Origin of the sequence: Nitrosospira sp. NpAV (assembly GCF_000832065.1) — a bacterium.
GTDB lineage: Bacteria > Pseudomonadota > Gammaproteobacteria > Burkholderiales > Nitrosomonadaceae > Nitrosospira.
Genome location: NZ_JXQM01000001.1, coordinates 120809 through 142054 on the forward strand (window position 1 = coordinate 120809; position 21246 = coordinate 142054).

At 51.9% G+C, this 21246-nt stretch carries 23 protein-coding genes; 6 read left to right on the forward strand and 17 right to left on the reverse strand.

Annotated features, from left to right (window positions below; all coding sequences use genetic code 11):
* Positions 1-13 precede the first annotated feature (13 nt).
* Positions 14-2602, forward strand: coding sequence for a DNA mismatch repair protein MutS (mutS, locus tag SQ11_RS00490; RefSeq protein WP_041512175.1), 2589 nt, complete (start codon positions 14-16; stop codon positions 2600-2602).
* Between the two features lie 233 nt (positions 2603-2835).
* Here the strand turns inward: mutS and SQ11_RS00495 are convergent, their stop codons facing one another.
* The 13 genes from SQ11_RS00495 to rpsB form a co-directional block, all read right to left on the reverse strand.
* Complete coding sequence (locus SQ11_RS00495; RefSeq protein ID WP_041512176.1) at positions 2836-3315, reverse strand: peptidylprolyl isomerase; 480 nt, start codon at positions 3313-3315, stop codon at positions 2836-2838.
* A gap of 173 nt (positions 3316-3488) precedes the next feature.
* Complete coding sequence (rnhB, locus tag SQ11_RS00500) at positions 3489-4091, reverse strand: ribonuclease HII (RefSeq protein WP_041512177.1); 603 nt, start codon at positions 4089-4091, stop codon at positions 3489-3491.
* A gap of 76 nt (positions 4092-4167) precedes the next feature.
* Entirely contained in the window at positions 4168-4608 is a 441-nt protein-coding gene (gene fabZ / locus SQ11_RS00505) for a 3-hydroxyacyl-ACP dehydratase FabZ (RefSeq protein WP_041512178.1), read from the reverse strand.
* 86 nt (positions 4609-4694) lie between these two features.
* On the reverse strand, positions 4695-5228 hold the full coding sequence (locus SQ11_RS00510; RefSeq protein ID WP_041512179.1) for an OmpH family outer membrane protein: 534 nt from the start codon (positions 5226-5228) through the stop codon (positions 4695-4697).
* Between the two features lie 25 nt (positions 5229-5253).
* Positions 5254-7536, reverse strand: coding sequence for an outer membrane protein assembly factor BamA (bamA, locus tag SQ11_RS00515; protein ID WP_041512180.1), 2283 nt, complete (start codon positions 7534-7536; stop codon positions 5254-5256).
* Positions 7537-7552: 16 nt separating this feature from the next.
* Positions 7553-8920 carry an RIP metalloprotease RseP gene (gene rseP / locus SQ11_RS00520; protein ID WP_041512181.1) on the reverse strand — a complete coding sequence of 456 codons (1368 nt, stop codon included), beginning with the start codon at positions 8918-8920 and terminating at the stop codon, positions 7553-7555.
* Between the two features lie 285 nt (positions 8921-9205).
* The gene (gene ispC / locus SQ11_RS00525) at positions 9206-10393 is read right to left on the reverse strand and encodes a 1-deoxy-D-xylulose-5-phosphate reductoisomerase (protein ID WP_041512182.1); all 1188 of its coding nucleotides are present in this window, start codon (positions 10391-10393) and stop codon (positions 9206-9208) included.
* A complete protein-coding gene (locus SQ11_RS00530; RefSeq protein ID WP_041512183.1) occupies positions 10390-11211 on the reverse strand; it encodes a phosphatidate cytidylyltransferase in 822 nt (273 codons plus the stop codon). The genes ispC and SQ11_RS00530 overlap by 4 nt, the downstream gene beginning before the upstream one ends.
* 35 nt (positions 11212-11246) lie before the next feature.
* On the reverse strand, positions 11247-12053 hold the full coding sequence (gene uppS / locus SQ11_RS00535) for a polyprenyl diphosphate synthase (protein WP_041512184.1): 807 nt from the start codon (positions 12051-12053) through the stop codon (positions 11247-11249).
* Between the two features lie 78 nt (positions 12054-12131).
* Positions 12132-12689: a ribosome recycling factor gene (frr, locus tag SQ11_RS00540; RefSeq protein ID WP_041512185.1), complete on the reverse strand. Its 558-nt coding sequence runs from the start codon at positions 12687-12689 to the stop codon at positions 12132-12134.
* 55 nt (positions 12690-12744) lie between these two features.
* Positions 12745-13461, reverse strand: a complete 717-nt coding sequence (gene pyrH, locus SQ11_RS00545; RefSeq protein ID WP_041512458.1) for a UMP kinase — start codon at positions 13459-13461, stop codon at positions 12745-12747.
* An 8-nt stretch (positions 13462-13469) separates the two neighbouring features.
* Positions 13470-14378 carry a translation elongation factor Ts gene (gene tsf / locus SQ11_RS00550; RefSeq protein WP_041512186.1) on the reverse strand — a complete coding sequence of 303 codons (909 nt, stop codon included), beginning with the start codon at positions 14376-14378 and terminating at the stop codon, positions 13470-13472.
* Between the two features lie 109 nt (positions 14379-14487).
* A complete protein-coding gene (gene rpsB, locus SQ11_RS00555; RefSeq protein ID WP_041512187.1) occupies positions 14488-15228 on the reverse strand; it encodes a 30S ribosomal protein S2 in 741 nt (246 codons plus the stop codon).
* A gap of 601 nt (positions 15229-15829) precedes the next feature.
* Here rpsB and SQ11_RS00560 point away from each other — a divergent pair.
* The 5 genes from SQ11_RS00560 (at position 15830) to SQ11_RS00580 (ending at position 18316) form a co-directional block, all read left to right on the forward strand.
* Positions 15830-16243: a DUF883 family protein gene (locus tag SQ11_RS00560; RefSeq protein ID WP_041512188.1), complete on the forward strand. Its 414-nt coding sequence runs from the start codon at positions 15830-15832 to the stop codon at positions 16241-16243.
* Between the two features lie 39 nt (positions 16244-16282).
* Positions 16283-16651 carry a phage holin family protein gene (locus SQ11_RS00565; RefSeq protein WP_041512189.1) on the forward strand — a complete coding sequence of 123 codons (369 nt, stop codon included), beginning with the start codon at positions 16283-16285 and terminating at the stop codon, positions 16649-16651.
* Positions 16648-17016, forward strand: coding sequence for a hypothetical protein (locus SQ11_RS00570; RefSeq protein WP_041512190.1), 369 nt, complete (start codon positions 16648-16650; stop codon positions 17014-17016). Before SQ11_RS00565 ends, SQ11_RS00570 begins: the two co-directional genes overlap by 4 nt.
* Before the next feature lie 207 nt (positions 17017-17223).
* Positions 17224-17508, forward strand: coding sequence for an EF-hand domain-containing protein (locus SQ11_RS18175; protein WP_041512191.1), 285 nt, complete (start codon positions 17224-17226; stop codon positions 17506-17508).
* A 283-nt stretch (positions 17509-17791) separates the two neighbouring features.
* Entirely contained in the window at positions 17792-18316 is a 525-nt protein-coding gene (locus SQ11_RS00580; RefSeq protein WP_052493934.1) for a shikimate kinase, read from the forward strand.
* Positions 18317-18349: 33 nt separating this feature from the next.
* Here the strand turns inward: SQ11_RS00580 and def are convergent, their stop codons facing one another.
* The 4 genes from def to galU form a co-directional block, all read right to left on the reverse strand.
* Positions 18350-18883, reverse strand: a complete 534-nt coding sequence (def, locus tag SQ11_RS00585; protein WP_041512192.1) for a peptide deformylase — start codon at positions 18881-18883, stop codon at positions 18350-18352.
* On the reverse strand, positions 18873-19619 hold the full coding sequence (locus tag SQ11_RS00590; protein WP_041512193.1) for an S-methyl-5'-thioinosine phosphorylase: 747 nt from the start codon (positions 19617-19619) through the stop codon (positions 18873-18875). The genes def and SQ11_RS00590 overlap by 11 nt, the downstream gene beginning before the upstream one ends.
* A gap of 146 nt (positions 19620-19765) precedes the next feature.
* A complete protein-coding gene (locus tag SQ11_RS00595; protein WP_041512194.1) occupies positions 19766-20311 on the reverse strand; it encodes a hypoxanthine-guanine phosphoribosyltransferase in 546 nt (181 codons plus the stop codon).
* A 42-nt stretch (positions 20312-20353) separates the two neighbouring features.
* Positions 20354-21238: a UTP--glucose-1-phosphate uridylyltransferase GalU gene (gene galU / locus SQ11_RS00600; protein WP_041512195.1), complete on the reverse strand. Its 885-nt coding sequence runs from the start codon at positions 21236-21238 to the stop codon at positions 20354-20356.
* Positions 21239-21246: the final 8 nt, after the last annotated feature.

Here is a 21246-nt window from a genome sequence, read left to right on the forward strand (position 1 = left end):
AAATCATACCCCCATGATGCAGCAATATCTCCGCATCAAGGCGCAGCATCCCGGCATGCTGATGTTTTATCGCATGGGAGATTTCTACGAACTGTTCTTTGATGATGCGGAGAAAGCCGCGAAACTGCTCGACATCACCCTGACCCGCCGAGGTACCTCGGCGGGGGAACCCATCAAGATGGCGGGCGTGCCTTATCATTCGGCCGAACAATATCTGGCGAAACTCATCAGGCTCGGTGAATCGGTCGCGATCTGCGAACAGATCGGTGACCCCGCCACTGCCAAGGGTCCCGTGGAACGCCAAGTCACGCGGATTATCACACCGGGGACGCTAACCGACGCGGCGCTGTTGGAAGAAAAACGTGACTGCGTGCTGCTGGCCTTATGTGTGCATGAATCCACACTGGGATTGGCATGGCTCAATCTGGCCGCAGGGCAATTCCGCGTGATGGAGACTTCAGCCGATAATCTGGCGAGTGAACTGGAACGCCTGAAACCCGCGGAAATTCTCTTGCCGGAGTCCTTAGATACGCTTGCTGGACTCAATGACACGGGTACGGGCAGCCTTAAAAAGCTGCCCCTCAAGCGTCTGCCCCCATGGCAGTTCGATTTCGATGCCGCCGTCCGCATCCTCTCTACGCAATTTGAAACCCGTGACCTTTCCGGTTTCGGCTGCGATGGGCTGCATGCATCCTTGGGTGCGGCGGGTGCGCTGCTGGAATACGCTCGCCTCACCCAGGGAGCGGGTATCGTCCATATCAAAGCGCTACAGGTGGAACGGGATAGCGGCTATGTGCGCATGGATGCCACCACCCGTCGCAATCTGGAAATCTCCGAAACCATGCTTGGCGATACGTCGCCCACATTGCTGTCACTGCTCGATACGTGCTCGACCAACATGGGCAGCCGTTTGTTGCGGCAATGGCTGCATCATCCGTTGCGTGATCACACGGTAATCCAAAGCAGGCTTGATGGCGTATCCTTTTTAATCGGCACGGGGGGCCTGGGGCCGCACTTTCAGGTACGCGAATGCCTCCGGCATGTAGCCGACATCGAGCGTATCACCGGACGTATTGCTCTGGCGTCCGCACGCCCACGGGATTTGTCAGGGCTGCGCGATAGCTTGAAGCAATTGCCCCGGATCACCACGGCTGTTGCCGAGATTGCGGACGCTACCGGGGCGCATATCGCCCAACTGACGAAAATGATGTTGCCGGATGCAGCGCTTGTCGGCCTTCTGCAAAGATCGTTGCGCGAAGAACCCGGGGTTGTACTGCGTGGGGGTGGCGTAATCGCCGATGGCTATGATGCCGAGCTGGATGAATTGCGCTCCATACAAAATAATTGTGGGGAGTTTCTGCTGCAACTGGAAGCACGGGAAAAAATACGTACCGGCATCTCGAATCTCAAAGTGGAGTATAACCGGGTGCATGGCTTTTATATTGAAGTGACGCATGCCCATAGCGAGAAGATCCCCGATGACTACCGCAGAAGGCAGACGCTGAAAAATGCCGAGCGCTATATCACGCCGGAGCTTAAAGCTTTCGAGGACAAGGCACTGTCCGCTGAGGATCGGGCGCTGGAACGGGAGAAGCTTTTATACCATGCATTGCTGGATATGCTTGGACCGTATATCGGTCATCTACAACAGGTTGCCCGGAGTGTTGCGGAACTTGACGTGCTCGCTGCCTTCGCCGAGCGGGCGCTCGCACTTGATTATGTTTCGCCGGTTTTTACCCGTGATGCCGTGATCGAAATTGAGGCAGGCCGTCATCCGGTAGTGGAAAACCAGGTAGAGAACTTCATCGCCAATGATGTCCGGCTCGGTGCTGGCGGCTACTCCAGGCGTCAAATGCTCGTCATCACTGGCCCCAATATGGGTGGCAAATCCACTTACATGAGACAGGTCGCACTGATCGCATTGCTCGCCCATTGCGGCAGTTTTGTTCCCGCCAATAGTGCCCGCATGGGTCCGCTGGATCAGATTTTTACCCGCATCGGCGCGTCCGATGACCTTGCCGGCGGTCGCTCGACGTTCATGATGGAAATGACGGAAGCCGCCAATATTCTGCACAATGCCAGCCCGCAAAGCCTGGTACTGATGGATGAAGTCGGAAGAGGTACGTCGACCTTCGATGGCCTCGCGCTGGCTCTGGCGATTGCCCGGTATCTATTGGAAAAGAACCGCAGCTATACGTTATTCGCGACGCATTATTTTGAACTGACGCGACTTGCGGAGGAGTTCGCACAAGCCGTCAACGTGCATCTGGACGCGGTAGAGCACAAACATCATATTGTATTTCTGCATGCCGTCAATGAGGGACCTGCGAGTCAAAGCTATGGGTTGCAGGTGGCGGCGCTGGCCGGCGTGCCGGAGCCTGTCATCAAAACAGCCAGAAAGTATCTGGTAAAGCTTGAGCAGGAAACGGTGGACAAGCAATTGCAGGGCGATTTATTCTCGGGAGCAGCCACCATCGCAGAGGCAACCTTGTTGGAACACCCCGCGCTTACACTATTGAGCGCAATTCAACCGGACGAGTTAAGTCCAAGGCAAGCACTGGAGAAACTCTACGCACTGAAAAAGGCAACGGAGAAAGAATAGTCAATAGCCTTACGGAATTGAAATTCAACCTCAATTAGATGATTGGACGGTTGGAATATGCGGTTTTTAGTCATTCCATTCCAAGGCGTTGTAAACAACAGGCATGTGCCGCAAAAACTGTACATCGTCCGCAGATGGCGTCACATGGGAAGTGAGAGTCCGACAAACACGAGATATTGTTATTAATCCTGATACCGATTTATATAATGAGCAATCAACTATCGGATTTAGGTTCAATGTTCATGACCATGGGCTCCATGGACGTGGCCATGGGATAGCTCTTCCGCAGTGGCGGGACGCACCGCGGTAACCGTACAGTCGAAGCGCAGGGCCTTGCCAGCCAGTGGATGATTACCGTCCACGACGACCTTGTCATCGGCAATATCCGTTACGGTAAATATCAAAACGTCGTCGGAACCTTCCTCGCCGCCTTCAAACTGCATTCCCACCACGACATTGTCGGGAAACGCATCACGTGGCTCCACTCGCACCAATTGGCTATCGTATTCACCGAAGGTATTTTCCGGTTCCATAAAAACGGAGCAACTGTAACCCGCCTCCTTGCTCTGCAATTCCTCTTCCACCATGGGAAAAATACCGTCATAACCACCGTGCAAATAGCTGATCGGCGAGGCGGTACTTTCCATGATCTCGCCGGCCGAATCAAGAAGCTCATAAGTGAGGGATACCACCGTGTCTTTTTCAATACGCATATTATTCAGGTCTGTGAGGTAAGTTACTACAAATCGGTGCGCATAATCGCTTCTTGCACCCGCGCTTAAAATACCACTGACTCATCCATCGCTCTACGCTTCAAGCATGCTGGCAGCAGTAAATATTATATTAGTAATACGAAATGAAATAAGGTTCCTTCTCGAACAGGGGACTAAATTTTTGCCACTTGAGCTTTACCATTTATTATCAATTCCCTGACTGGCGCAAAATGACGACGATGTATCACTGATGCTCCATGGACCCGCAAGGCCGCAATATGTTCAGTGGTGGAATATCCTTTATGGCGATCAAAACCATAGTGCGGAAAGCGCTGGTGCAATGCCACCATTTCAGCGTCGCGCGCCGTTTTGGCAAGGATCGACGCGGCGGAAATTTCCGGTATCAGACTATCGCCCCCAACAATAGTGGTAACGGGCCACCTCAAACGAGGGCTATGGTTCCCATCCACCAGTACTCTGCCAGGAATAATTGACAGGCTTTCCACTGCACGTTTCATGGCAAGCAGACTTGCCTGCAGAATATTTAACCTATCAATCTCTTTAACAGATGCGGAACCAATAGCCCAAGCCACCGAATAGGCTTTAATGGCAATGGTCAGCCTGTTACGTTGAGCCTCGCTGAGTGTTTTTGAATCCGCCAACCCTTCTATGCCATGATCTGGACCAAGCACCACGCAAGCGGCAAACACCGGACCCGCTAGCGGCCCTCTGCCAGCCTCATCGACGCCGCAAACCCAGTTAATCCCTTCCACCATTCTAACAGCCTCCAATTCTCAGTCAACGAGGATGAAGGTAACCGTCAGTATCAAAACTGCGACCCCATGCAACCCGCTATGGCTGCTTGCTTCGCACGGTACACATCAACTCGGCCTCGGTGACAATGCGGCCATCCACTTCCGCCTGGGTGGAATACTTCCAGATGCCGATCCGCTGCCGCTCTATGGTTGCCTTGAGTATCAACTGGTCACCCGCCTGGACCGGCTGCTTGAAACGAGCCCTGTCTATGCCGACAAAATAATATATCGAATTCTCGTCGACTTTCACATTCATGGTCTTGAGCGTTAGAAGCGCAGCAGCTTGCGCCAGCGCTTCAATAATTAACACGCCCGGCATAACCGGGTGATGAGGAAAATGACCGCCGAAGAAAGGTTCGTTAATCGTTACGTTCTTGAGCGCGGCGATGTTTTTCCCAGGTTCACAGGATAGAACGCGATCCACCAGAAGAAAAGGATAGCGATGGGGCAAATATTGCAGAATTTCATGTATATCCATAATCCTAAATCCGGTTAGTGGTCAGGGTGAAGTGTGTGTTATCAAGATCGGGCCGAGATACAACGACGCAACCTCCAGTCAATACTCTATTTATCCGCCAGCGCCTTGATAACCTTCTCGGTAATGTCCATGCGCTGACTACGGTAAACCAGGTCACGCAGGGGCAATATCAGGTCATACTTCTCTGTTTCCGCGATAACCTGAATAGCTTTACTGGCGCTCAGTTGCAGGATGGCGACTTCATCATTCTGACGCAGACTCAGGTCTTCGCGCATCTGCCGTTGGGCGCGCTGATGTTCCCGATTGAGTATGGCGAGATCACGCTCTTTGTTACGCCGATCCGCCTCCGGCATGGTCTTACCTTCTGTCTCCAGAACCTCCTGAAGCACCTTCGCCTGCGATGCCATCTTCTTGATTTCTTGATCGCGCGGCAGGAATTCCTTTTCTATCTTCTTCAACGCCCTGACCGCCGGCGCCGATTCCGCGAGTATTCTCTCGGTATCGACCACACCAATCTTGATATCATTCGCATGGACGTCAAAGAATCCGCTGGCAGAGGCAATAATTACGCATGCTGCCATGACAGTTCGCCGCCATTGCCATTGAACCTTATGTTTCAATCTTATCTCCCGATTATCCGTTTGATTAGAACTGCTGTCCAAATTGAAACTGGAATCGCTGTAAGTTATCCCCGGGCTGGTTATTTATCGGTTGGGCGATGCTGACTTTAAGCGGCCCCATCGGAGAAATCCAGGTAACAGCGATTCCCGTGGAATAACGCAATCCTTCGAGCTCCGGTCTCACTCCGTCGGGACCCCATACGGTACCACCGTCCACAAACGCGCTCAAGCGCACTGATCTGTCGTTCCGCATGCCAGGCATCGGAAACAGAATTTCAACGCTGCCCACCGCGCGTCTATTGCCCCCCAGCGTTCTATTATTGGCATCACGAGGACCTAACGAGCTGATGTTGTAGCCACGCACCGAGGTATTGCCGCCGGCAAAGAAATTCTTGAAAAAAGGCAGCTCTTTTCCATTGTAGCCGTCACCATAGCCGAGCTCCCCGTTCAGCATGAGTGTGAAAATATTTGTGAGTGGATAATACCACCTGAGTTGATAATCCAATTTGTAATAAGTCAGGTCGCCGCCTGGCAAACCCGTTTCCGCGAACACCCGCTGGGTGGTACCCGAGGTGGTCCAGATGGCGCTATCGCGACCATCACGCCGCCAGCTCAGCGTCAACGGTATGTTGATGGTACTGCTTCCGAATTTTTCCACAAAATCGATGTTACGTTGCGGACTGTTCGGACCCAGGTCGATTTTCGTATTTTCCAGGCCAAGGCCGGCCATGATACTGTCATTCTCGTTCAGTGGAATGCCCAGACGCAACCCGGCACCCGTGGTATCGGTATTAAAAGTGCTTACCGAGGAGAGGGAGCGTGTATTGAGCACACGCTTGTAAATATCAAAGCCGCCGGTTACCCCATTGCGCGTGAAATAGGGGTCCGTGTACGAGAGCGAGTAGGTCTTGTTCACACTGCCCGTATTGACCATGAGATTGACAAATTTTCCGGTTCCGAATATGTTGTCCTGGGCAACGGAACCGCTCAGTATCAGTCCTTCCATGTTGGAATAGCCCGCTCCAAACATGACGGCGCCTGTCGCCTTTTCCTTGACTTCGACGTTTACATCGATCTGATCGGTGGCGTTAGCAACGGCCGGCGTTTCCAGGTTAACAGCATTAAAATAATTCAACCTGTCCACACGCAGCTTGGATTGGTTGATTTTGGAGGTTGAATACCATCCTCCCTCAAATTGCCGCATTTCCCGTCGAATCACTTCATCCCTGGTACGGTTGTTGCCCGTGATGGTAATCCGTCTTACGTAAACCCGCCGGCCCGGATCAATAAAAAAGGTGAACGCTACCTGGTGTTTTTCCTTATCCAGCTGCGGCGAGGCGTTGACATTTGCAAACGCGTAACCATCGTCTCCAAGCCGGTCGGTAATAAGCTTGACGGATTCGGTCAGTTTCTCCCGTGCAAACACGTCACCTGGGGCCAATTTTACAAGCTTGCGCAATTCGGGCTCCGGCAACAGCATTTCACCGGCAAGCTTGATCTCGGACACCGTGTATTTGTCGCCCTCGACGATATTTATCGTAATGTAAATATCCTGCATGTCGGCGGTAATGGATACTTGAGTCGATTCAATACTGAATTCCAGATAGCCGCGATTAAGATAAAATGAGCGCAACGACTCCAAATCGGCAGCCAACTTCTGTTTCGAATATTGATCTTCCTTGGTAAACCACGTCAGCAAGCCCGGCGTTCGCAGTACTATCGCACTCAGCAGTTCCTTTTCCTCGAAATTTTTATTGCCGACGATATTGATTTTGCGGATCTTGGCGGTTTTTCCCTCATCCACCTGAAAGTCGATGCCCACCCGGTTGCGGTCCAGCGGAGTTGTCGTGGTGGTGATCTTTACAGCATATTTCCCTCGGCTGAGGTATTGTTGCTTCAGTTCCTGCTCGGCCTTCTCCAGCATGGAACGATCAAAGATGCGCGATTCTGCCAGGCCTGCCTGTTTCAGGCCTTCCTTCAGCTTATCCTTCTCGAACTCCTTGGCCCCGGAAATGGTGATCTGTGCAATGGCCGGCCGTTCTTCCACCACGACAAGCAAAACCCCATTGTCGGACTCTAGTCGAACATCTTTGAAGAAACCGGTCGCATAGAGTGTCTTGATGGCCGTCGCGGCTTTTTCATCATCCAGTGTATCGCCCACCTTAACCGGTAAATAACTGAACACTGTGCCCGCTTCAGTGCGTTGTATCCCTTCCACCCGTATGTCCTTAACTACGAATGGCTCAAGAGCCCATGAAACCGGAGCGCAAAGAACAGAAACAAGCGCCACGAGATATTTGACTTTCATACTTGACATTCATGCTTTAACTGGAGATGAGCCGGCTGACATCGTTATATATGGCAAAAGCCATCAGGGTGAATAACAGCGCCATTCCGACCTGCTGACCAATCTCCGTGACTCTGACAGAAAGCGGACTGCCCTTGACGATTTCGACGACATAATACATTAAATGACCCCCATCCAGTACCGGAATAGGTAACAAATTCAATACCCCTAGACTGATACTGATAAGCGCAAGAAATCCGAGGTAAGATGCAAGTCCCATTTGCGCCGACTTACCCGCATAGTCGGCGATGGTGATAGGTCCGCTCACGTTCTTCCACGATACTTCTCCAGCCACCATTTTCCAAAGCATCTGGAGCGTAAACACCGACATTTCCCAGGTTTTATCGACAGCCTTGACGATGGCTGATCCGGCTGGATAGCTTACTTTTATCAGCAGTTTTTCCAGTTCATCCTGATCGATTTGCGGTCCAATACCGATCCTGCCGATTTTTTCGCCGTTTTCAGTAACCGTGTCGGGAATGACCTTTATATCGATAGTTGTATCGCCACGTTGAATTTCCAGGTCGAGCGGTATTCCGGGGCTGACTCGTATCCTTTGCACCACGTCTTCCCAGAGTGGGGTCTTATTCCCGTTCACCGCCAGGATCTCGTCACCTGGCAGCAAACCGGCGCGGTTGCCTGCACTGTCCGAAGTTACCTTCGCGATAATGGGCTTTATTGCTGGTTGATAGCTGCTCAAACCAATCTTTCGCAAAAAATCTCCATCCAGATCGCCAGCTTGCATACCGCTCAGGTCCAACTGCCGCGAGACTATCTCCCCACTGCGGCCAAGTGTCTCGACGGTTACGGAAGGCGATCTTTCCACCGCATGCGATAGCAGCACCCAGCGCGCATCCTGCCAGGTAGCGATGGGTTCGGTTCCGATTTTTACTATTGTCTCTCCCGTCTCGAAAGCTGCAAACGCGGCGGGGGTCGCAGGAGCGACCGGTCCCAACATGGGCTTCATGCCGCTGACACCCAGCATGAATAGCAGCCAGTACAACAGGATCGCCAATAAGAAATTCGCTATCGGCCCTGCCGCGACGATTGCAAAGCGGTATCCTACCGGCTTGCGGTTGAATGATCGCGGCAAATCCCCGGGCGCAACCTCGCCTTCACGCTCGTCAAGCATCTTAACGTAACCGCCGAGGGGAAAGGCAGCCACCACCCATTCGGTTTGATCGCTTCCCCAGCGCTTCTTCAATAATGGCTGGCCAAAACCGATGGAAAAACGCAGCACCTTCACTCCGCACCAGCGCGCCACCAGGTAATGGCCGAATTCGTGAAATACGATCAGCAATCCCAGGGCAATGATAAAAGCGATAATTGTGGAAAAAAAAGTCATATCAGCGCACCACGACAGGATCGCGGGGCAAAAGAGATTTCATTAAAGGAACAATCCGCATTGTCGTCTCATAAAAACGAGATCGAAACCGCAAAACGGAGGGAAAGATCAAGCGGGTGACAAGCGGAGAACGAAAAAGGACGCGTAGATTTGTTAATGATGGATTTGCTGCCCATTTACCAGAGGCACGATGACCCGCTTCTCGCCCCGGTCGGCTTCGCCGGCGGCACGCCGGCGCGTGAAACGGCCATCTGGCCCATTCCGGCAGCCAATAAGCCAAGTACCTTATACCAGACACGCCAACCATTCATGCGCGGCTTCACGCGCCATACCATCAGCTGTCAACACATCACTAAGCGTTGTGATGTCCTTGCGGCTAACGGCTTCCATAACATGTTCAATCATGACTGGAATGGCGGTAAATGGCATCCGGCACTTGAGAAATGATTCTACTGCCACTTCGTTGGCGGCATTGAGGATCGCCGGTGCGCTGCCCCCAGCAGCCAACGCCTGATATGCAAGTCCCAAACAGGGGAAGCGTTTAAAGTCGGGAGCCTCAAAATCCAGCCGCGCCACTTTGAACATGTCCAGAGGCGTCACGCCGGTCTCAATTCTCTCAGGAAAACCCAAGGCATGGGCAATCGGAGTGCGCATATCGGGATTGCCAAGCTGTGCGAGTACCGAACCATCCACGTATTCCACCATAGAATGAATAATGCTTTGCGGATGGATAACCACCTGTATCTGCTCGGGCACCGCATCAAACAACCAGTGCGCTTCAATGACTTCCAGACCCTTGTTCATCATGGTGGCGGAGTCAACCGAAATCTTCTGCCCCATCACCCAATTGGGATGAGCACAGGCCTGCCCCGGCGTTACATGATCCAGCGCGCTTAGCGACAATCGCCTGAATGGTCCGCCAGAGGCGGTCAATAGAATTCGGCGCACGCCGGCCGCCTTCAGGTCTCCGGAGAAACTCTGCGGCAGCGACTGGAAGATGGCATTATGTTCGCTGTCTATCGGTAGGAGTGTGGCGTGATTCTGTTTAACGACATCCATGAAGATCCGACCGGCCATCACCATGGTTTCCTTGTTGGCAAGCAGTACGTGCTTACCCGCGCCAGCGGCGGCAAATGTGGGGCGGATGCCGGCAGCACCGACAATCGCCGCCATCACCGTATCCACATCGGGCAGGGAAGCTACCTTTTCCAGCGATTCGACACCGGAGAGCACTTCGGTGGCAAGTTCGGCCGCACGAATTTCCGACCGCAGCCGTTCGGCGCTGTCCGCATCCAGCATCACTGCATAACGTGGCTGAAAATAACGACATTGTTCCAGCATTTTTTTTACATTGTTATTAGCGGTAAGCGCAACAATGCGAAACCGGCCGGGATGGCGTGCCACCACGTCCAGCGTATTCACGCCTATGGTACCGGTGGAGCCAAGGATTGTGAGATGACGAATGGCTATCATAGTTCGGACTGTAAAAATAAGAGTGACAAAGCAGCGATCGGCAGGGTTGACGTTAGCGCATCGATGCGATCAAGTATACCACCGTGGCCCGGCAAAATATTGCCGCTATCCTTAACTCCGGCATGGCGTTTCATCAATGACTCGAACAAGTCCCCGATAATACCCATCACGACAAGTACCAGCAGCAACGGAACAAGTAATATGGAAGGAGCTTTCTCTCCGGCGATATAACTCCACGCCACAGCATAAAAGGCGACCGCCACCAGCGCTCCCGCCACGCCTTCCCAAGTCTTCCCGGGGCTGATGCCGGGAGCAAGCTTATGTTTTCCCCATGCACGCCCCGTGAAGTACGCCGCCGTATCAGAAATCCAGACCGTAGCCATGAAACCCAGCAGGAGCAACGGGTCGATGGCTCGCAGCTGGAACAGGGCAAGACAAGTAGGCAATAGTAATATCCAGCCTATCAGTGTCAATAAAACTGGATTCCTGATGGGCCGATTCAATCTGAGTAAACCGGTAGCGCCCAGCGCCCAGAATACCGACGAAGCGACGTAAAGCCAGAGAAATAATGGGGAATAGGGATCGGCCAAAACCGCTTCGCCCAAGGTAAATAACAACTCTCCCCCCAATAGGGCGGTAAGCAGCAGATAAGTGATGGAATAAATGAGGGAGAATCTTGCGAGCTTACTCCATTCCCATGCGCCAGCCACAGTCAGGGCGAGCAACAATATCATCCAGAAAATTGCTGATAGGGAGAACAATGCGGCCAGAAACAGAAGCAGCATGATGACGGCGGTTAAAATCCGGGTCTTAAGCATGGAGAGGGCTGGACAAAAACAGGCCGAGCAACAAGTTACTGAAACTTCACCACTCTCTCGGCGGCAATCTCTTGTAGCTCTTTGGTGGATGAGGCCATTTGAAGTTGCTCGCTGGTGCGTCCAAAACGGCGCTCGCGTTGCTGATAGGATTGAATGGCCAAATTCAGTGCCTGCGCATCAAAATCCGGCCACAGGGTATCGGTGAAATACAACTCGGTATAGGCAAGCTGCCATAGCATAAAATTGCTAATGCGTTTTTCACCGCCGGTACGAATAAATAAATCAGGTTCCGGGGCATAGTTCAACGCAAAATATTGCATTAAATCTTTTTCGTCGAAACAAGTCGCTAATTCCGGGTGTTGCTGCAGCATCTTGCGAACAGCTTGCATGACATCCCAGCGCCCGCCGTAATTGGCCGCAATGGTTAGGGTAAAGCGTGTGTTGCTGGCGGTCAGCGCTTCTCCATTGCAAATAAACTCGACTATTTTTGGTTCGAATTTTGAAAGGTCGCCAATCACTTTAAAGCGAATGCCGTTCTCATGCAATTTGACGACCTCTTGTTCCAGTACAGAAATGAAGAGTTGCATGAGGAACGTGACTTCCTCCGCCGGCCGGCGCCAATTCTCACTGCTGAAGGCGAACAAAGTGAGGTATTCCACCCCGCGATCGACGCAAGCCTTGATTGCGGTCCGCACCGTCTCGACTCCACGCTTGTGCCCCGCCACCCGAGGCATAAAACGCTTTTTCGCCCAACGTCCGTTACCATCCATAATGATGGCAATATGTCGGGGAATCATCCCGGTTTCAGGTATTTCTCGCGTTGAGCTGGTGGTAAGAGGCATGGAAGGAACACAATGAGTTAAGGGGTGCTCAGTTTGCGGATGGCCTGCCTACCCTGCGTTATGGTAATACCTGATGTCTCAGATTGCCATTAACTCTGTTTCTTTGACCTGCAGCAGCTTGTCTATCTCCGCAATGTGGCGGTCGGTAAGTTTCTGAATTTCATCCTGCCCGCGGCGCTCGTCATCTTCTGCGATCTTCTTTTCCTTGAGCAGGTCTTTCAGATGGGCATTTGCATCACGCCGAATATTGCGCATCGCTACTCTCGCGGTTTCAGCCTCATGCTTGACTACCTTGGTGAGGTCACGGCGGCGTTCCTCGGTAAGTGGCGGCATGGGAACACGGATTATTTCACCGACGGTGACAGGATTCAACCCCAGATCTGAATTCCGGATCGCCTTTTCAATCGCGCTCAGCATCTTCTTTTCCCAAGGTGCGACGGTGATTGTACGAGCGTCCGCCAAATTGACGCCGGCTACCTGGCCAATGAGCGTGGGAGTTCCATAGTAATCGACGGTAATGTGATCGAGCAGACCGGTATGAGCCCGACCAGTTCGCACTTTGCCAAGATCCAGTTTCAATGCTTCAAGGCTTTTCTGCATTTTCTGTTCAGTAGATTTCTTGATATCGGCGATCATGGTATTTGACAATTACGGTAAGGACAAAATACTTTCTTTGTATTCAATCTTGAATTTAAATCTGCACCAGCGTTCCCTCGTCTTCGCCCATCACTACCCGTTTCAGCGCCCCCGCCTTGAAGATACTGAATACATTTAGCGGCAACTTCTGATCGCGGCAAAGAGTCAAGGCGGTGGCGTCCATCACTTTCAGGTTCTGAGCGATAGCTTCATCAAACGACAGATTGTGGTAGCGTATGGCATTGGGGTCTGTTTTGGGATCGCTGGTATATACACCATCCACCTTGGTGCCCTTGAGCACAATATCCACATTCATTTCCATTCCACGTAGCGCAGCGGCGGTATCAGTGGTAAAGAAAGGATTACCGGTACCCGCAACGAAGATTACCACCTTCCCTGTTTCCAGATAGCGCATTGCTTTACCGCGAATGTAGGGTTCCACCACCTGATCAATACGCAACGCAGACTGCACCCGGCTTACCAAGCCGGCACGCCGCATGGCATCCTGCAGTGCCAGGCCATTCATGACTGTGGCTAACATACCCATGTAATCCGCAATGGCACGATCCATCCCTTCGCCCGAGGATGTCATGCCACGGAAAATGTTGCCACCGCCAATAACTACTGCGATCTGAACACCCAGTCGGCTCACATCTGCAATTTCGGCGACAATTCGCTCTATGACATCGCGGTTGATGCCATAGCTGTCCTCACCCATCAGGGCCTCACCGGAAAGCTTCAGCAGAATACGCTTATAGACAGTACTCGTCATGAACATCTTTAATTTGGCTGTGAGGCCTGGCCTTCCTTCATTTGGCTCACCTGAGCCATCACCTCGGCAGCGAAATCGCCAGATTTCTTTTCGATGCCCTCCCCCACGATGAACAAGGTAAAAGCATTAACCTTGGCTGATTTCGCTGCAAGCAATCTTTCCACTGTCTGATCCACATCCTTGACGAAAGGTTGACCAAGCAATGTCACTTCAGCAAGATATTTAGCAATACGTCCATCCACCATCTTTGCGACGATGTCGGCGGGTTTGCCGCTCTCCGCCGCTTGCGCGGTATAAATCTGCCGTTCACGCGCCAGCAGCTCCGGTGAAACCTGCTCACGCGAAATGCAAATCGGCTTGCTGGCCGCGATATGCATGGCCAGATCCTTGCCCAGTGTATCGTCACCGCCGGTGTAATCGATCATGACGCCCATTTTCGCGCCATGCAAATATGAAGCAAGATGCCCTTCTGCAATATAGCGCACGAAACGGCGTACACTGATGTTTTCACCCAATTTCATCACCAGCGCTTTTCGGAACTCATCCACATTTTCGCCACCCGGCAATACAGCGGCTGCCAACGCCACGGTATCTGCAATGCTATCTGTCGCTACCAGCTGCGCCACACTGCGGGAAAATTGAATGAAATCCTCGTTCCTCGCAACGAAATCGGTTTCGCAATTGACTTCGACCAACGCGCCAAGCTTGCCATCGGGTGCAATATACGCCGCCACCATTCCTTCCGCAGCGACGCGTCCGGCTGCCTTGCTTGCCTTGGCGCCACTCTTGATCCGCAACAGATCTTCCGCTGCCTTTATGTCACCACTGGTTTCAGTCAGTGCCTTTTTGCACTCCATCATGCCCAGGCCGGTCATGTCGCGCAATTCCTTTACCATTTGTGCGGTAATGTCCGCCATACTCACTCCAGATACAAAATTAGTAAAACCGCTGCCTTACATTCGCCGGCAGCTATTATAAAATCAGTGCTGCCGACAGCCTGTGCGAAAGTTGCAGCCCAAGCTGATGCTACTCCGCGGCGATCGTCTCATCCATCTCCACAGATTCGTTTGTGATGATTTCCTGAACAATCTGGTTACGCCCCTCCAGAATCGCATCGGCCACCCCTCGTGCATACAAGCGTATGGCCTGGCTGGAATCATCGTTACCGGGAATTACGTAATCCAGCCCTTCAGGGCTGTGGTTGGTATCAACTACGCCAACAATGGGGATACCGAGTTTTTTGGCTTCCGTGATTGCACCTTTCTGATAGCCCACGTCAATCACGAACATGGCATCGGGAATTCCCTTCATATCCTTGATACCACCCAGGCTGCGATTGAGTTTTTCCAGTTCACGCTGAATATCCAGCGCCTCTTTTTTGGAAAGCTTGTCCAGCGTGCCATCCTCCATCATTGCTTCCATGTCGTGCAGGCGCTTGACGGATTGCTTTATTGTCTTGAAATTGGTCAGCATCCCGCCGAGCCAGCGCTGATCGACATAGGGGGCTCCGCAGCGGATCGCTTCCTCTCGCACGATATCGCGCGCCTGACGCTTGGTGCCAACGAAAAGGATCGTGCCCTTGTTAGCGGATAATTGACGCACGTACTTCATCGCATCCTGGTACATCGCCAGGGTTTTTTCCAGATTAATGATGTGTATTTTGTTACGATGGCCAAAGATATACTGAGCCATCCTGGGATTCCAGAAACGGGTCTGATGTCCAAAATGAACGCCCGCTTCCAGCATTTGCCGCATCGTTACTGACATGAGTTTCTCCTTTGGGTTGAGCCTCTATCCGCCATCGTCGCTCTACCGGAGAGCACCCTTGGAATAGGCGGATATGTGAATTTAATCCGATTTTAAGCTGATTTTCACAACAGGATCAGCAGTAAAGCCAGATTAGCGCAGTATTATAGCATTGTTGCGCAGGTTCGCTCAATTTGAACCTACGTGGAACAGAAGATGCTCCTTGGAATTCGAAACTGTCTTTCCTCTACCAACCCATTCGGTTTATCGATTACACCGGCCCTAAAGTGTATAGTAACGAACTACAGATGAGATAATCGAACAAGCCCAGATAATCCCCCAGGCCACGAGAGGATGGCGAAGCGAGTGCGAGACAGTTTGCCGATTGGAAGAAGTCCATAGCTTGATCCATGGATCCCCGGCAAGCGGCAAAAACAGCCCCAAACTGACCGCCAGCTCTCGGGTAGGTCCGCAGAGCCGCCTGATTGGATATCTGGGATGAAGCACAAATCGATTTTATTATGTGTGTCAACGTACATACCCGTATTGCTAATTGCGGGAAACTGGTATTTCATTCGTGCTGAAAGCACCGCATACTTTCCACTAAAAAAAGGAGTCAACCATGGCAACCAATACTTCCCGGACTAAAACAGATGAAGCACAGGCTGAGTTGAAACATATGACGCACCGCGCTAGTACTGCGGCATACAAGGTGGGTGACGCCGCCAAATCGGCTGGCAAGCGGGCTGGTGCCGTCGCCAGCGAGGAATTGGCCAATCTCCGGGCCGATCTGGGTGATCTGATCTCCCGTATCTCCAGTTTATCGGAAGCCGAGGTGGAAGAAGCCAAGGAAAAGCTGCTGGCAAAAATTGATTCTACCCGAGAGGCCGCCACCGAGATGGCGAATGATGCCCGTGAACAGTTCGATCATGGCGTCGAGTATTCCAAGGACTACGTAAAAGAGCATCCCATGCAATCGGTCGGTTATGCGGCGCTGGCCGGCTTTCTGCTTGGCCTGTTGATTACCCGTCGTTAGTTGATTCTGGCGCTGGCATATTAGTCGAGACAAATCGCCATGTTTGAAACCATCAAAAAAGCCAGGCACTTGGCCGTCATTGCGCTGGAACGCATCGACGATTATCTTGAGTTGGTAAGAATATCCGTGGAGATTCAGGAGCAGAGTTTAAAAAAACGGATAATCAGTTTTGTGGTGGTAATGCTTTTCGCTATCTTGAGCTTGATTTTCCTGGGTCTTGCCATCATCGTTACTTGCTGGGATACCCCTTATCGGGTGGCCGCCGCATGGGGCGTAGCGGCTTGTTATACCTTGATCGCCTTCGCGGCTTATATGGGAAGCCAAGGTAAGACAAGCCCTGCTTCCACTTTTGATACCCTGCGTGACGAATTGCGGCAGGATGTCAAATTGATGAAGGATGTAGTATGAGCGCTTCCCTTGAAGATGAAAAAAAAGCGCTATTGGATCGGATGCACGCCAGCCGGGACGCCTATCGGTCCAGGTTCAGCCACATGGAAGAAGAGGATGTTCCTGCCGATGCCTTGCATGTATTCCCGCGCAGCCATACGTTCAAGTTTCTAACGCGCCACCCCTATTCCGCTGCCTTGGGATTGGTGGCGGTGCTGGCGATAATGCCCCGTGGATCCCTGCGCAGGGCAACAAGAACCGGCGCCGCCGTTACGGCGGGACTACTGGGTGGCAAGGCCAAAACATTGATGATACGGCAAGTGTTGCCCTCAGTGGTGCATTTGTTACGCTCGCATAACCAGCGCTCACGCACGCGCTTTCCATGACGGGGCGATTATCGGGGATAAATATGCTATGAAGATGCAAGATCCAATAAGTTTTCTCTCAAGCTTTTTCTCAGGAGAACTATTATGGGTAAATATTTTCTCGCCTGGATTCTAGGCGTACCTGCGTCTGTTTTAGTAATAATCTACCTTTTAATGAATTGAGGGATCTTTATCCGCATCCTCACCGATGGTTATTCAGGAGACACAGTGAATCACTTTCCGGCATTACGAAAGAAAACGGGACCCTTATCGGCAATACTAATTGTCGGCATCTCGTCGTTGGTTCATGCTCAAACACCTGCAGAATCAAGCGAGAAAGGTATAAACCCTCCTTGGGAATTATATGACACGGATAATGATGGCTACATAAGCGCGCAAGAAGCCGAGAAGCAAAAAATGCCGGCTCAGGTTTTCAAGAGTTTGGACGTTGATCGGGATGGGAGGCTGAGCAAGGAGGAGTTCAGCAAAGCGCCCCTCATCCGGGCGGATTGACGAAAACCTTTCCTGCATGTAACCTCGCCCGCGTTGCCAGCCCCCAAAATCCGGTCTTGCTTCCGTAGCAAGTCATAATCGGCCAATTGTGCTCTTATCCCGCATACCAGCGCTGCTTACAGCGCCTGGATTCTCAAGCTCGATCGTGCCTTTGTCTGTATGTGCGCGCTATGGTATTTCCGCTACAATTGCATGTATGGATTCCACTAATGCAAGACTGGCGTCAGAAAAAACCGAGAACGGTGGCGCAAATGAAACGAGCGGTAACATTTTCCTGGTGGGCATGATGGGCGCAGGGAAAACCACTATCGGCAAATTACTGGCTCACTTTCTAGACAAAACTTTTTTTGATTCGGATCGCGAGATCCAGAAACGCACCGGAGTCAACATTCCTGTAATTTTTGAAATTGAAGGCGAAACTGGTTTTCGCAAGCGTGAAACCGAGATGTTGACAGAGCTGCTGAAAAGCGAAAATATCGTGCTTGCCACGGGAGGTGGGGCGGTGCTCAGTATCGAAAATCGTGAGATGTTAAAACGCAGTGGTACGGTAATTTATCTAAGGGCGACCGTTGACGACTTATGGCGGCGTACCCGGCAGGACAAGAACCGGCCATTGCTTCAAACTTCGGATCCTCGCAGGAAACTGGCTGAACTTTATGCCCAACGTGATCCGCTTTACCGGGAAACAGCACATATCATCGTCGAAAGCGGGAAACGAAGTGCCCGTCACCTGGCCCAATTATTAGCGCAGCAGCTCGCCTGTTCCGATTTGATAGTGGATGAAAAACAGATTAGCCAGACCGGCTGACCATTCCCGGCAAGGATTTTCGCGATCTGCTTGTTACTCGTCCATGGGTGCCTGACCCGGAAACAAAACGTCGGTAAAACCGAATGTCCGAAAATCCGTGACTCGCATGGGATAAAGGATACCCTGCAAGTGATCGCACTCATGCTGCACAACACGAGCGTGGAACCCCTCCACCTCGCGGTCGATAGGCCTGCCATATTGATCCAGGCCTTGATAGCGAAGCTTGGTAAAGCGCGGCACCATGCCACGCATACCGGGAACGCTCAAGCAGCCCTCCCAGTCCTGTTCCATTTCTCGCGTGAGGGGTGCTACTTCGGGATTCACCAGCACCGTATAAGGCACTTCTTCCGCATCGGGATACCTTGGATTGCGCTTCATACCGAATATCACGACTTGAAGGCCAACTCCAATCTGCGGTGCAGCCAGCCCCGCGCCATTCAGCGCTTCCATCGTGTCATGCATATCCTGAATCAGGTCATCGAGCTCGGATGTGCCGAGTTTCTCCACTTTTCTGGCTACTTCCAACAAACGGGGATCACCCATTTTCAGCACCGGTCTAATCGACATCGAGCTCCACCACCCATTCGAGAATATTCCTGACACCCACCATCGCTTTTTCTAGAACAGCATGAGCATCCTCCAGACGGATGGCATGAGCACTTGTTTCACGACCTGCAGCATGATTTGCCACGACTGCGATAGTCGCGTAGCAGAGACCTAATTCTTTTGCCAATGCTGCTTCCGGCATGCCGGTCATACCCACCATATCCACACCGTCTCGCTCCAGCCGATTAATTTCCGAAGCGGTTTCCAAACGTGGCCCTTGGGTGGCGCCATAGACACCACCGTCTATTATTTTCTCGTTTGCCCGTTTTGCCGCTTCCAGCAGGCGTTTTCGCGTTATCGGGCAATAAGGTTCGGTAAAGTCAATATGGGTAACCGGCCTGTCCGTGCCGTCGTAATAAGTATACTTGCGGCTATGGGTGTAATCAATAATCTGATCGGGGATGACAATCATACCAGGCTTGAAATCGGCACGAATCCCGCCCACCGACGCGACGGATACCACTCGCGAAAGGTTTAATGATTGCAGTGCCCAAAGATTGGCGCGGTAATTCACCGCATGGGGCGGAATGGTGTGTCCGTAGCCGTGACGCGCAAGGAACACCACTTCATGATCGTTTATTTTGCCAAAAGTCAGAGGACCGGACGGCTCGCCATAGGGAGTTCTCATAATCTGCCGATGTGATATCTCAAGGCAGGCGAGCTGGGTCATGCCGGTGCCACCTATTATTGCGAGCATACTTTCAGGAACCAACAGTGCAAGATTTTGGAAATACGCTTATTAAGCGTAGTGGACACGCCCAAGAGATGAGCGTCAAATAATAGGATATTTCGTTAATCATAATACTGATCGACTAAATGAGCAGTCAACTGCCGGATCCGGGTTCATTCTTTCAACGCATATATCGCGGGCAAATTCCGCCACGCGCCATGTATGTCCATTCCAAAACCGAACGCGTAACGATTCGGCAATATGACACCAACGAAATCTGCACTGATTGGCTTGGGTCTATCGAGATCTTTTTCGGCAAAAACCGCGCTGTAAAACGCTGCCGCATCATGACCCATGATCCAGTCGCGGATTGCCGCAAGCGTAATCCCTTCGTCAAGAACGTCATCCAGCACCAATACTACCCTGTCTCGCACGTTTTCATGAGGCGGAACCTTCCAATTGATTTCGCCACCCTGGATTTCGTTGTCATAGCGGCTGACGTGCAGATAATCGAAATTAAGCGGAAATTCCAATAGCGGCAATAGTTGTCCGGTAAACACCACCGCACCCCCCATCACACTCAACACCAATGGATATTTGCCCGCCAGCTCCATAGTGATATCTGCCGCCATACGTTTGACAGTCTGTGATACGGCGGCAGCGGAATATATCTGCTCTGCTCTGCCGAGGATCTTCTCTGCCTCGTCGGAAGATAGCATCAATATGCAATACCTAGCAAAACCTGAAAAGGACGCCTAATATCAAACCAGGGGAGCGCGGCAATCGTGCGAGTCAAGATAATCCCCAAACTCCTTCCCTACTTCAGGATGCGCCAGTGCCAGCGCAATAGTTGCCTTAAGATAGCCGATCTTGGTTCCACAATCGTAGCGGATCCCCGAGAATTCATAGGCAAGCGCACGCTCTTCCTGCAACAGCGAAGCGATACCGTCTGTCAACTGAATTTCTCCACCGGCACCTGGTTCGACTTTTTCCAGATGGGTAAAAATTTTTGGCGTGAGAATGTAACGACCCACCACGCCCAGAGTCGAGGGCGCTTTTTCAGGCTCAGGCTTCTCCACCATTCCTGTAATGGGGTGAAGTCTATTCATTCCCGGCCCGCATTTCACGATACCGTAATTCACTGTTTCTGCCGGTGCAACATTCTGCACGGCCAGTATAGAACAGCCATTCTGTTCATATACCCCGGTCATCTGCTGCGTGATCGGCTCATCGCCAACCAGCAAGTCATCCGCCAGCAGTACGGCAAACGGCTCGTTGCCCACCGCTGGACGCGCGCACAATACTGCATGGCCCAGCCCCAGGGCCTCCGACTGCCGGATATAGATACAGGAAACATTCTTCGGCAGAATGCTTCGCAATATTTTCAACGTCTCGTGTCTACCCCGAGCTTCCAGCTCTGTTTCCATTTCATAAGCCTTATCGAAATGATCTTCGATTGCGCGCTTGTTACGCCCCGTAATGAAAATCATCTCTGTAATACCCGCCGCAATGGCTTCTTCTACGGCGTACTGAATCAGCGGTTTGTCCACCACAGGCATCATTTCCTTGGGACTGGCCTTGGTTGCTGGGAGAAAACGGGTACCCATACCCGCTACGGGAAAAACGGCCTTGGTTATTTTTGGCATAAGCTTAC

Coding starts and splice junctions, on each gene's coding strand:
- mutS (WP_041512175.1), top strand. CDS start 14: ATGATGCAGCAATATCTCCGCATCAAGGCGCAGCATCCCGGCATGCTG.
- SQ11_RS00495 (WP_041512176.1), bottom strand. CDS start 3,315: ATGCGTATTGAAAAAGACACGGTGGTATCCCTCACTTATGAGCTTCTT.
- rnhB (WP_041512177.1), bottom strand. CDS start 4,091: ATGGTGGAAGGGATTAACTGGGTTTGCGGCGTCGATGAGGCTGGCAGA.
- fabZ (WP_041512178.1), bottom strand. CDS start 4,608: ATGGATATACATGAAATTCTGCAATATTTGCCCCATCGCTATCCTTTT.
- bamA (WP_041512180.1), bottom strand. CDS start 7,536: ATGAAAGTCAAATATCTCGTGGCGCTTGTTTCTGTTCTTTGCGCTCCG.
- rseP (WP_041512181.1), bottom strand. CDS start 8,920: ATGACTTTTTTTTCCACAATTATCGCTTTTATCATTGCCCTGGGATTG.
- ispC (WP_041512182.1), bottom strand. CDS start 10,393: ATGATAGCCATTCGTCATCTCACAATCCTTGGCTCCACCGGTACCATA.
- SQ11_RS00530 (WP_041512183.1), bottom strand. CDS start 11,211: ATGCTTAAGACCCGGATTTTAACCGCCGTCATCATGCTGCTTCTGTTT.
- uppS (WP_041512184.1), bottom strand. CDS start 12,053: ATGCCTCTTACCACCAGCTCAACGCGAGAAATACCTGAAACCGGGATG.
- frr (WP_041512185.1), bottom strand. CDS start 12,689: ATGATCGCCGATATCAAGAAATCTACTGAACAGAAAATGCAGAAAAGC.
- pyrH (WP_041512458.1), bottom strand. CDS start 13,461: ATGACGAGTACTGTCTATAAGCGTATTCTGCTGAAGCTTTCCGGTGAG.
- tsf (WP_041512186.1), bottom strand. CDS start 14,378: ATGGCGGACATTACCGCACAAATGGTAAAGGAATTGCGCGACATGACC.
- rpsB (WP_041512187.1), bottom strand. CDS start 15,228: ATGTCAGTAACGATGCGGCAAATGCTGGAAGCGGGCGTTCATTTTGGA.
- SQ11_RS00560 (WP_041512188.1), top strand. CDS start 15,830: ATGGCAACCAATACTTCCCGGACTAAAACAGATGAAGCACAGGCTGAG.
- SQ11_RS00565 (WP_041512189.1), top strand. CDS start 16,283: ATGTTTGAAACCATCAAAAAAGCCAGGCACTTGGCCGTCATTGCGCTG.
- SQ11_RS00570 (WP_041512190.1), top strand. CDS start 16,648: ATGAGCGCTTCCCTTGAAGATGAAAAAAAAGCGCTATTGGATCGGATG.
- SQ11_RS00580 (WP_052493934.1), top strand. CDS start 17,792: ATGATGGGCGCAGGGAAAACCACTATCGGCAAATTACTGGCTCACTTT.
- def (WP_041512192.1), bottom strand. CDS start 18,883: ATGTCGATTAGACCGGTGCTGAAAATGGGTGATCCCCGTTTGTTGGAA.
- SQ11_RS00590 (WP_041512193.1), bottom strand. CDS start 19,619: ATGCTCGCAATAATAGGTGGCACCGGCATGACCCAGCTCGCCTGCCTT.
- SQ11_RS00595 (WP_041512194.1), bottom strand. CDS start 20,311: ATGCTATCTTCCGACGAGGCAGAGAAGATCCTCGGCAGAGCAGAGCAG.
- galU (WP_041512195.1), bottom strand. CDS start 21,238: ATGCCAAAAATAACCAAGGCCGTTTTTCCCGTAGCGGGTATGGGTACC.